The 11,310-nt window shown below is 44.5% G+C and carries 8 protein-coding genes; 6 read left to right on the plus strand and 2 right to left on the minus strand.

Annotated features, from left to right (window positions below):
* Positions 1 to 101: 101 nt before the first annotated feature.
* Positions 102 to 2,342, minus strand: coding sequence for a bifunctional glutamate--cysteine ligase GshA/glutathione synthetase GshB (gene gshAB / locus RFK25_RS10695; protein WP_332413397.1), 2,241 nt, complete (start codon positions 2,340 to 2,342; stop codon positions 102 to 104).
* A gap of 363 nt (positions 2,343 to 2,705) precedes the next feature.
* Here gshAB and RFK25_RS10700 point away from each other — a divergent pair, with 363 nt between their 5' ends.
* The 6 genes from RFK25_RS10700 to RFK25_RS10725 all read left to right on the plus strand — a co-directional run bounded on the left by RFK25_RS10700 (position 2,706) and on the right by RFK25_RS10725 (position 9,593).
* Positions 2,706 to 3,998 (plus strand): adenylosuccinate synthase, encoded by a 1,293-nt coding sequence (locus tag RFK25_RS10700; RefSeq protein WP_002937782.1) that lies wholly within the window; start codon positions 2,706 to 2,708, stop codon positions 3,996 to 3,998.
* 109 nt (positions 3,999 to 4,107) lie between these two features.
* Positions 4,108 to 4,416, plus strand: coding sequence for a preprotein translocase subunit YajC (gene yajC / locus RFK25_RS10705; protein WP_332413398.1), 309 nt, complete (start codon positions 4,108 to 4,110; stop codon positions 4,414 to 4,416).
* 161 nt (positions 4,417 to 4,577) lie between these two features.
* Entirely contained in the window at positions 4,578 to 5,333 is a 756-nt protein-coding gene (locus RFK25_RS10710) for an isoprenyl transferase (protein WP_332413400.1), read from the plus strand.
* A 21-nt stretch (positions 5,334 to 5,354) separates the two neighbouring features.
* Positions 5,355 to 6,149 (plus strand): phosphatidate cytidylyltransferase, encoded by a 795-nt coding sequence (locus tag RFK25_RS10715; protein ID WP_332413404.1) that lies wholly within the window; start codon positions 5,355 to 5,357, stop codon positions 6,147 to 6,149.
* Positions 6,150 to 6,158: 9 nt separating this feature from the next.
* Positions 6,159 to 7,418, plus strand: a complete 1,260-nt coding sequence (rseP, locus tag RFK25_RS10720) for an RIP metalloprotease RseP (RefSeq protein ID WP_332413401.1) — start codon at positions 6,159 to 6,161, stop codon at positions 7,416 to 7,418.
* A 321-nt stretch (positions 7,419 to 7,739) separates the two neighbouring features.
* Positions 7,740 to 9,593, plus strand: coding sequence for a proline--tRNA ligase (locus RFK25_RS10725; RefSeq protein ID WP_332413402.1), 1,854 nt, complete (start codon positions 7,740 to 7,742; stop codon positions 9,591 to 9,593).
* Positions 9,594 to 9,748: 155 nt separating this feature from the next.
* On the opposite strand, the gene gdhA is transcribed toward RFK25_RS10725, so the two are convergent.
* Positions 9,749 to 11,095, minus strand: a complete 1,347-nt coding sequence (gene gdhA, locus RFK25_RS10730) for an NADP-specific glutamate dehydrogenase (protein WP_332413403.1) — start codon at positions 11,093 to 11,095, stop codon at positions 9,749 to 9,751.
* Positions 11,096 to 11,310: the final 215 nt, after the last annotated feature.

An 11,310-nucleotide genomic window follows, 5' to 3' on the forward strand; every position in this document is an offset into this window, starting at 1 on the left:
AGATGGGGTGGTTTCAGCATTAAAACAGCCATTTTTCTCTAAAAACAGTAAAAAAGACAAACACCAAAACGATGTTTGTCTGCAATCTGAACTGGCTATGACTAGCCAGTTTTCAGTTCAGGAAACAATTTCCGCAAGATTTTCGGTGTAATGCTTTGTCCAGGTCCTGCGTATGTGTAGGTGTGTAGGTACATGGCAGGGTTAAAGTTAAGCTCGATACAAGTGCAGTTTGGCTCTTCCTTGCTGGCTGGCTTGGTGCGGTCGGGGATAATCAAATCTACACCGCAAGCCCAAGCTCCCATAGCAGTCGCCATATCGGCGGCCAGTTGCTTGTAGGACTCATCCATCTGATCGGTCATATCAATGGAGTCGCCACCGGTTGAGATATTAGAATTGCCACGCAGAAAGGCTTGGACGCCTTCTGGCAAGACCGTATCAGGCGTATAGCCCTGCTGCTCCAACATGAGCAGTTCGATATCACCCAGATTGATGATTTCCAACGGAGAGCGATGGTCACGGCCCCGCAGGGGATCTTGGTTTTTTTGGTCCACTAATTCACGGATGGTTGACTGCCCATCCCCAACGACATTGGCTGCGACGCGGAGCAGGACAGCCTCGCACTTGCCGTCCAAGATGAAGAAGCGGTACTCAGTTCCCGCTACGAACTCCTCCACTAGCACATGGCTATCTTCCGAAAAGGCTATATCTAGGGCTTTTTCATAGTCTGCTTGGCTGGCAGGTTCTTGGAAGATAGAGATTCCTAGGCCGAAGTTGGTGGATTTTGGTTTGACAACAATAGCAGAGCTAGCTACCTGACCGTAATACCGCAGGGCCTCTTCCTTGTTAGCAAATTCAGCTCCCGCAGGCACTGGAAAACCAGCCTTGTCCAAAATCTTCTTGGTCACGACCTTGTTGGCCATGGCTAGAGGAATGACGTAGTTGTCCTTGGAGGTCATGTTGCCATTTTTGATGTACTCGACATGGTCACCATGCCAGAGCTTGAGAAACTGGTCTTCTTCATCCAAAATCTCGACATGTAGGCCCATTTGAATGGCGTCAAAGAGAATCATCTGGGTGGAGAGTTCCATGTTTTCATAGCCCTTGAGGGCGTAAGGGGCTGTCCAAGCATAGTCATGGAAAGTCTTGCCTTGCTGCTGACCGAAGTGTTCCAAAGACCCGTCTTCAACCTGCTCTGCTATTTTTCCAGAAAGGGTCAGACGAGGGTTTTGAAGGGCCGCCTCTACCTGAGCAATGAGCTGGCTGTAGTAATCATCCAGTCCGAAATGCTGAACGATAGCCTTCATGGCGGTCAGGATAGGGCTGGCATCTGCCTCTGCTGGTAGGGGGGTGTGGGGGTGGCTGAGGGCGATGCGGTTGTTGAGTGCTGCCGCTGTTGCCAGTTCCTCGTCGACCTGGTCCATATCATCAAGCCAGAGGAGAGCCAGGGCAAAGAGGTGGGTGGTGTCAAGGGTCTCTTGGCTAATGGCTAGAGGCTCAAAGGGGTTGAGGTCAAAATTGCGGAACTCCAGGTAGGTAATGCCCTTGGTCAAAAAGTCCCGACTGGTCTTGGCACCGCGGAGGCGAACCGCAGAGTAAAATTCCTTTTCGGCAGACAACTGACCGCTAGCAACTGCCTGCTCGATGTCGGTCACGTACTGCTCCAGAGAAGAGAAGGAGATGTGGACATCGGGGGCGTTGACATAGCCGTAGTTGGAATTGCGGATAGACCGCACGCAGCCAATTTCATCTGTCAAAAATCCTTTTTCCGCTAGACTGCTAGCTCCGTAGAGGTAGGTCAAGAACCAACGGTAGCGTAAGAAATTCTGAGCCAGTTTGAGATAGAGGGCGTTTTTGAAGGTGATGAGGTCGTCGTAATCACTGGCTTCAAAGAGTTGCTGGGTCAGGTCCTTGCCGAGCTCGAAGTTGTAGTGGATGCCTGACATAGACTGGAGCAACTTACCATAGCGTTCTGCCAAACCAACACGGTACTGATACTCATAGTCACTTTCCAGTTGGGCAATTTGGATTTCTTCTTCTGAAATGACAGGTGGCATGGACAGGGGCCAGAGATATTCTTGTTTATCCATAGACCGCATTGCCACATCCGTGATGGCTCCGAGGAAACGACGAGCTTCCTTGGTCGAATGAGCCACGGGTGTAATCAGTTCTAGTTGTGGCTCGCTGTAATCGGTCTGGATATAGGGGTGAAAACTGCGTGAACCCAGTTTTTCAGGGTGTGGTGTCTGAGCCACGCGGTTGTCGCTATTTATTCGTAAGGATTCCCGTTCCAAACCAAAGGTGGCTTGGAGGATAGGGCTATTTGGGGATAATTTCTGTAACATAAGCAATCCGTCCAATTTCTGATAGTGTCTTACAACAATTTTATCTAGTTTATAAAACAAATACAAATTTCTGCTACGTTTTGAAAGAAAAAATGAAGTTGGTAAAAGGAAAGTATTGGGAGGCTTCGGAAATTCCTGTCAAAAACAAATTTAAAAATGTTCAAGATAAGCGTTTGTTCGTATTTTAGGATTGAAAATAATGCAACAAGAAACAACATCCGATATAAACGAAAATATTGGAAATTCTTGAAAAAATGTTCGTTTTTTGGTAGAATGGATTGTAAAACGAAACTTGCAGGTGAGATTCCTGCCAGAAGTAGAAGAAAGGCTGGACTGGTCAGCCGGTTCAGAGAAAGAGTGAATATGACATCAGTAGTTGTTGTAGGAACCCAATGGGGCGACGAAGGTAAGGGTAAAATTACAGACTTCTTGTCTGCTAATGCTGAAGTAATCGCGCGCTATCAAGGTGGAGATAATGCAGGACATACTATCGTTATCGACGGTACCAAGTATAAGTTGCACTTGATTCCGTCTGGAATTTTCTTCCCAGAAAAGATTTCGGTTATCGGAAATGGTGTAGTTGTCAATCCAAAATCCTTGGTTAAGGAAATCAACTACCTCCACGATTCAGGTGTGACGACAGATAATTTGCGTATTTCAGACCGCGCACACGTTATCTTGCCTTATCACATCAAATTGGACCAGTTGCAGGAAGAATCCAAAGGTGAGAACAAGATTGGTACAACCAACAAGGGGATCGGTCCAGCCTACATGGATAAGGCTGCGCGTGTTGGTATCAGAATCGCAGACCTCTTGGACAAGGAGATTTTTGCTGAGCGTTTGAGAACAAACCTGGCTGAGAAAAACCGTTTGTTTGAGAAAATGTATGAGTCAACTCCGATTGAGTTTGATGAAATCTTTGAAGAATACTATGCTTATGGTCAAGAAATCAAAAAGTATGTAACAGATACCTCTGTTATCTTGAACGATGCCCTCGACCAAGGCAAACGTGTCTTGTTTGAAGGTGCGCAAGGGGTTATGTTGGATATTGACCAAGGTACCTATCCATTCGTTACTTCTTCAAACCCAGTTGCGGGTGGTGTGACGATCGGTAGTGGTGTCGGTCCAAGCAAGATTGACAAGGTTGTTGGTGTATGTAAGGCCTACACTAGCCGTGTTGGTGACGGACCATTCCCAACTGAATTGCACGATGAAATCGGAGACCGTATCCGTGAAATCGGTAAAGAATACGGTACGACAACAGGCCGTCCACGCCGTGTCGGCTGGTTTGACTCAGTGGTGATGCGCCATAGCCGCCGTGTGTCAGGTATCACCAACTTGTCCCTCAACTCGATTGATGTCTTGTCAGGTCTTGAAACCTTGAAAATCTGCGTGGCTTATGACTTGGATGGTGAGCGTATTGATCATTACCCAGCAAGCTTGGAACAACTCAAACGCTGCAAACCAATCTACGAAGAGATGCCAGGTTGGTCTGAAGACATCACAGGTGTACGTAGCCTGGATGAGTTGCCAGAAGCGGCTCGCAACTATGTTCGTCGCATCAGCGAATTGGTCGGCGTGCGTATCTCAACCTTCTCAGTCGGACCAGGTCGTGAACAGACCAACATCCTTGAGAGTGTGTGGAGTGCAAAATAAGATGGATAAAGGCTGAACGAGAGTTCGGTCTTTTTTGACTGACCAAATTTTGATTTCTTTCATTAAATTTGGTATAATCATGCTTATCAAACTAAAAAGAGGTACACAAATGGAAGGATTATTATTTCCTGTTTTGATGCTTGGCATGATTGGTTTTATGTTCTATAGCCAGCGCAAACAACAAAAACAACGCCAGGATGCACTCAGCCAGATTAAAATAGGTGATGAAATTGTCACTATTGGTGGTCTGTTTGGTATTGTTGATGAAATCGATGATAAGAAAGTTGTCTTGGACGTGGATGGGGTTTACCTGACCTTTGAACGCGGGGCTATTCGTAACCGAGTAACTGAAGCAACAAGTTCAATTATTGTAGAAGAAGCAAGTCAAGAAAAAACAGAAACAGCTATCGAAGAATAGATGACTTAAAACCGGGGAGAACCTCGGTTTTTTGCATGAACGCGCTAGCTGATTTTTGCGTAAATCCTTATAAATATGGTATAATAGGCTGATTATATACAGTATTTTTCGAGCTTTCGAAAGACGTCATAACAAGATATATAAATATTTAAGGAAAAAATATGTTTAGATTTAAATTTAAAAAGAAGGAAAGTCTTGAAACAGCTATTGAGGTACCCAAGCATATAGCGGTCATCATGGATGGCAATGGTCGCTGGGCCAAGAAGCGGATGCAACCTCGGATTATGGGGCACAAGGCTGGAATGGATGCCCTTCAAAAAGTGACTAAAACAGCTTCTGATCTAGGAGTTAAAGTATTAACTGTTTATGCATTTTCGACGGAGAATTGGTCTCGACCAGAAAAGGAAGTCAAATTTATCATGAACTTACCTGTGGAGTTTTATGATAAATATGTACCGGAACTCCATGCCAATAATGTTAAAATTCAAATGATTGGGGATCATTCTAAGCTTCCAGAGGCTACTTTGAATGCCTTGTACAAGGCAGAGCAAAAAACCAAGAATAATACGGGTTTGATTTTGAATTTTGCCCTGAACTATGGTGGGCGTGATGAAGTGACCCGAGCAATCAAGGCCATTGCACAAGATGTCTTGGATGCCAAGTTTAATCCAGGGGATATTGATGAAAAGTTGATTGCGGACTATCTCTATACTGGAAGTCTATCGCCTGCTCTTCGTGATCCGGATTTGGTTATTCGGACCAGTGGAGAATTGCGCTTGAGTAATTTCTTGCCTTGGCAGACAGCCTATAGTGAGCTGTATTTTACAGATATTGCTTGGCCAGATTTTGATGGTGAGGCACTGAAATTAGCTATTAAAGAATACAACCGTCGCCACAGGCGTTTTGGTGGCGTGTAAGGAGAGGTTATGACAAACGATTTGCAGAAACGAGTGGTATTTGGAGGGATTGCTTTTGCAGTCTTTCTTCCCTTTTTATTACTAGGGGGAACGGCTTTTCATTTCTTTGTAGGCCTACTAGCGATGATTGCTACGGCTGAATTACTCAAAATGAAACAGTTGGCTCCAAATTCAATTGAGGGGGTTCTTGCCATGTTGGCAAGTCTAGTCTTGACCTTGCCTTTGCAGAATTACCTGACTTTTTTACCAACGGATGGCAACTACACAGCCTATGCCATTATTGTGTCCCTTCTTCTCGGAACGACCGTTTTTAATTTGGGAGAGTACAACTACTCGGATGTTGTTTTTCCGATTGCCTCTAGTTTTTATGTAGGGATTGGTTTTCATAATTTGCTGTTGGCACGGACGGATGGCTTGAATAAGGTATTGTTTGCACTTTGTATTGTATGGGCAACGGATATTGGGGCTTATCTGGTTGGTCGCCAATTTGGTCGAAGAAAGTTATTACCAAAAGTATCACCCAATAAGACGGTGGAAGGATTTTTTGGTGGGATTGGCTCCGCTCTCGTCTTGTCGATTATTTTCTTATTGGTTGATAAAAGCCTTCGAGCAGGTTATCCCTTCTTCTTGATGCTGGTATTGGTAGCCATCTTCTCTGCTTTTGTTCAATTTGGTGATTTAGTAGAAAGTGCTATTAAGCGTCATTTTAGTGTCAAGGATTCTGGCAATCTGATTCCAGGTCATGGTGGTATTTTAGACCGCTTTGATGGTATGATCTTTGTCTTTCCTATCATGCACTTCTTTGGACTGTTTTAAGGAGGGACTATGAAGGGAATTTTAGCCTTTATCTTTATATTTGGTGTGATTGTAGTTGTTCATGAATTTGGGCATTTCTACTTTGCCAAAAAATCGGGTATCCTTGTCAGAGAATTTGCCATTGGTATGGGACCGAAAATCTTTTCTCATACTGGTCAGGATGGAACTCTCTACACCATCCGCATTCTTCCCCTCGGTGGCTATGTACGTATGGCTGGTTGGGGTGAAGATAAGACGGAAATTAAGACGGGGACGCCAGCTAGCCTGACCTTGAATGCAGATGGAGTTGTTACTCGTATCAATCTTTCCGGCAAACAACTTGATAATCTGAGTTTACCTATGAACGTGACCGGTTTTGATTTTGAGGAAAAGTTGGAAATCACAGGATTGGTCCTTGATGAAAATAAGATCTATCAGGTTGATCATGATGCTACGATTGTGGAGGAGGATGGGACGGAAGTTCGGATTGCTCCGCTGGATGTTCAATATCAAAATGCGACTGTCTGGGGGAAGTTGATAACCAACTTTGCTGGTCCCATGAATAACTTCATTTTAGGTATTTTCGTCTTTATTATGCTGATTTTTGCGCAAGGTGGGGTTGCAGATCCAACCAGTAATGCCGTTAGTATTACAGACGGTGGTGCCTTACAGAATGTAGGTCTGGTGACAGGTGATAAAATCTTGTCGGTCAATGGTCAAGCTACGGATACTTACACAGAGATTGCTACAATCATTAGTCAGGTAGCCTCAGAAGCCTCTACAGCTCCAAGTTTTGATTTGGTTGTTGAACATGAGGGGACTGAAAAATCGCTCACAGTTACTGCTGAGAAGGTTGACGATAGCTACCGAATTGGAATTTCACCGATTTTAAAAACTGGTTTCCTTGATAAGATTATTGGGGGCTTCCAGCAAGCGGGTGCGACAGCAGTTATTGTTGTGACTGCCTTGAAAAACTTGATTGCCAATTTTGATGTTAAGCAATTGGGTGGACCTGTTGCCATTTATTCTGTCAGCAATCAGGCTGCTGCAAATGGTTGGGTTTCAGTCTTTAACCTGATGGCTATGCTATCAATCAATATTGGTATTTTTAACCTTATCCCTATTCCAGCCTTGGATGGTGGGAAGATTGTCATGAACATTCTAGAAGGTATTCGCAGAAAACCACTTAAACCAGAAACAGAATCCTATATCACGCTGGCAGGCGTTGCAATCATGGTTGTCCTCATGCTGGTCGTGACCTGGAATGATATTATGCGTGTATTCTTCTAAATAAAAACTCCAAAAGGAATTGAATGCGTGCGATGCGCAGGATGTTCTGAATAATACGAAAGGAATTGAACACGGGCTGAAACCTGTGTCTTCCTAACAACCAATGATGAAAGGAACAGAGGAGGTTCGTAATTGAACTCGGTCTAAAAACTCGGAAAATAGGTTGAGAGCTACACCTCTGGATTTCCTGAAGATGAATATAAGAAAGGAATTGAATGCGTGCTAAAAACTTTACGAAAAAGATAAACCTGCCTTGTGCCAACGGCACGGCGTTAGGTTTCCTATTTTCGTTTCGTTTTCTTAACGCACTTATATCTTAATATGAAACAGTCTAAAATGATTATCCCTACTTTGCGGGAGATGCCTTCGGATGCGTCGGTGATTAGCCATGCTTTGATGTTGCGTGCGGGTTATGTCCGCCAGATTTCTGCTGGTATTTACAGCTACTTGCCTTTGGCTAACCGTGTCATTGAAAAAGCAAAAAATATCATGCGTGAGGAATTCGATAAGATTGATGCCATTGAATTTTTGGCACCAGCTCTCTTGTCAGCGGACATTTGGCGTGAGTCGGGTCGTTACGAAACCTACGGTGATGACCTCTACAAGCTCAAAAACCGTGAGGGTTCTGACTTTATCTTGGGTCCAACCCACGAAGAAACGGTGACACTATTGGCGCGTGATGCGGTGCAATCTTACAGGCAGTTACCACTCAACATTTACCAAATCCAGCCAAAATACCGTGATGAAAAACGTCCTCGTAACGGGCTTCTCCGTGGTCGTGAGTTTATCATGAAAGACGGTTACAGCTTCCACGCCAGCTACGAGAGCCTGGACCAGACCTACGATGACTATAAGGCAGCTTACGAGGCTATTTTCACTCGTGCAGGACTTGAGTTCAAGGCTATCATCGGTGACGGTGGTGCCATGGGTGGTAAGGATAGCCAGGAATTTATGGCTATTACACCGGACCGTACTGATCTGGACCGTTGGGTTGTCTTGGACAAGTCGGTTGCTTCTTTTGAGGAAATCCCAGAGGATGTTCTTGAAGCAATCAAGGCAGAACTTTTGGCTTGGTCTGTGTCTGGTGAAGATACCATCGCCTACTCTAGCGAGTCTGGCTACGCTGCCAACCTAGAAATGGCAACTAGTGAATACAAACCAAGTACAGCAGTTGTCGTCGAAGAAGACTTGGTCAAAGTAGCGACACCAGATGCTAAAACCATCGACGAAGTTGCTGCCTTCTTGAATGTCGCTGAAGAGCAAACCATCAAAACCATGCTCTTTATGGCAGATGGCGAGCCTGTTGTTGCCCTTCTTGTCGGCAATGATCAGGTCAACGATGTCAAGTTGAAAAACCACCTTGGAGCAGATTTCTTTGATGTAGCAGGCCCAGCGGATGCTGAAAAAATCTTCGGTGCAGGCTTTGGCTCACTTGGCCCAGTTGGTTTAGCAGAAAATATCAAGATTATCGCCGACCGCAAGGTCCAAGATGTGAAAAATGCTGTTGTCGGTGCCAACGAAGATGGTTTCCACTACACAGGTGCCAATGCAGGACGTGATTTCCAAGTGACTGAGTATGTGGACATTCGTGAAGTCAAGGAAGGCGAGCCTTCTCCAGATGGACACGGGGTTCTCAACTTTGCTCGAGGTATCGAAATTGGTCACATCTTCAAGCTTGGTACCCGTTATTCAGATAGCATGAATGCCAACATCTTGGATGAAAATGGTCGTTCTATGCCGATTATTATGGGTTGTTATGGTATCGGTGTTAGCCGTCTCTTGTCAGCTGTTCTTGAGCAACACGCTCGCCTCTTTGTCAATAAGACACCAAAAGGCGAATACCGTTACGCTTGGGGGATCAACTTCCCTAAAGAATTGGCACCGTTCGATGTACATTTGATTCCAGTCAATGTTAAGGACGAAGAAGCTATGGCCTTGACTCAGTCCATCGAAGCCAGCTTGGTCGGTGCTGGTTATGAAGTCTTGACAGACGACCGCAATGAGCGTGTCGGTGTGAAATTCTCTGATAGTGACTTGATTGGCTTGCCAATCCGTGTGACTGTTGGTAAGAAAGCCGCTGACGGTATTGTTGAAGTCAAAATCAAGGGAACAGGTGATACGGTTGAAGTTCATGTTGATCAGTTGCTTGAAACCTTGCAAATTTTGACTAAGTAATAGTAAATTAAGCAAATAACCTGTCCAGTTTAGTTTGGGCAGGTTTTTGCTTGTATCGATAGGACTTATATATTTTCAGAGCAAAGAAAAACTCCCAAATTGGCACGTCAATTTGAGAGTCATTTTCATTATAGTAGGGTCAGCTAAAATTTTGCTTATACCAAACCTTGTGCGATCATCGCATCAGCGATTTGTTCAAAGGCTGCGATATTGGCACCTGCAAGGTAGTCAGTACCAAGGTTGTATTTTTCAGCTGTTTCTTTGGCTGTGTTGAAGATGTTGGCCATGATGTCTTTAAGGCGACCGTCAACTTCCTCACGTGTCCATGACAAGCGAAGGCTGTTTTGGCTCATTTCAAGAGCAGACACAGCTACACCACCAGCATTGGCAGCTTTTGCAAGACCGTATAGAACGCCGTTTTCTTTGTAGACTTTGATAGCGTCAAGGTCAGATGGCATGTTGGCACCCTCTGCCACACAGTAAACACCGTTTTTCACTAGGACAGCAGCTTGCTCACCGTTGATTTCGTTTTGAGTTGCACATGGAAGGGCAATATCAGCTTTTCCATCGTAGTTCCATACAGAACCTTCGAAGTATTGAGCAGTTGCTTTTTCAGAGGCATATTCGGTCAAACGAGCACGACGGTTGTTTTTGATATCGCAAAGAAGGTCAAAGTCGATACCTGTTTCATCAATGATGTAACCATTTGAATCAGACACAGAGATAACTTTTGCTCCAAGTTCAGTGGCTTTTTGTACTGCAAATTGAGCTACGTTACCAGAACCTGAGATAAGTACAGTTTGGTCTTTGAAGGATTTACCGTTTGCAGCTAACATATTGTCAGTGAAGTAAACCAAGCCATAGCCAGTTGCTTCTGGGCGGATGAGAGAACCACCGAAACCAAGAGGCTTACCAGTCAAGACACCTGCATCAAACTGGCGAAGGCGTTTGTATTGACCGTACATGTAACCAATCTCGCGACCACCGACACCGATGTCACCGGCAGGAACGTCAAGAGAAGGACCAATGTGTTTTTGCAATTCTATCATAAAGCTTTGGCAGAAACGCATGATTTCAGCATCAGTCTTGCCTTTAGGATCGAAGTCTGAACCACCTTTACCACCGCCGATTGGGAGACCAGTTAAAACGTTTTTGAAGATTTGCTCAAAACCGAGGAACTTCAAGATAGATTGGTTAACAGTTGGGTGGAAGCGAAGACCGCCCTTGTAAGGACCTACTGCTGAGTTGTATTGTACACGGTAGCCACGGTTCACCTGCACTCTACCGTCCTTATCAGTCCATGGAACACGGAAGCTGATCACACGCTCTGGTTCAACGATACGGGCTAAGATGTTTTCTTCGATGTATTCTGGGTGTGCTTCAAAAACAGGCTCAAGTGTAGAGAAGAGTTCTTCTACCGCTTGGAGGAATTCTGTTTCATGTGGGTTGCGAGCTTTAACAGCTTCAAATGATTGGGCAATATAAGCTTTTGCGTTTGACATGTGGTCACCTAATTTCTTTTTTATTTATTAAATTATCTGACAATTTAATTTATCTGACAATTATTATAGCACTATGATTTTTAAATGTAAAGAAGTAAATGCAAATTTTTTTAATTTTTTTGCTTACGCACGTTGTCAAGTCAAGTGCAACAAGTTCATTGATAACTAGAGTTCCAGAGGTTAAGTTGTTTGGGCTAGCCCAAACAGGAATTTTG

It is taken from the genome of Streptococcus sp. SS-4456 (genome assembly GCF_036680365.1).
In the GTDB taxonomy this organism is placed as follows: domain Bacteria; phylum Bacillota; class Bacilli; order Lactobacillales; family Streptococcaceae; genus Streptococcus.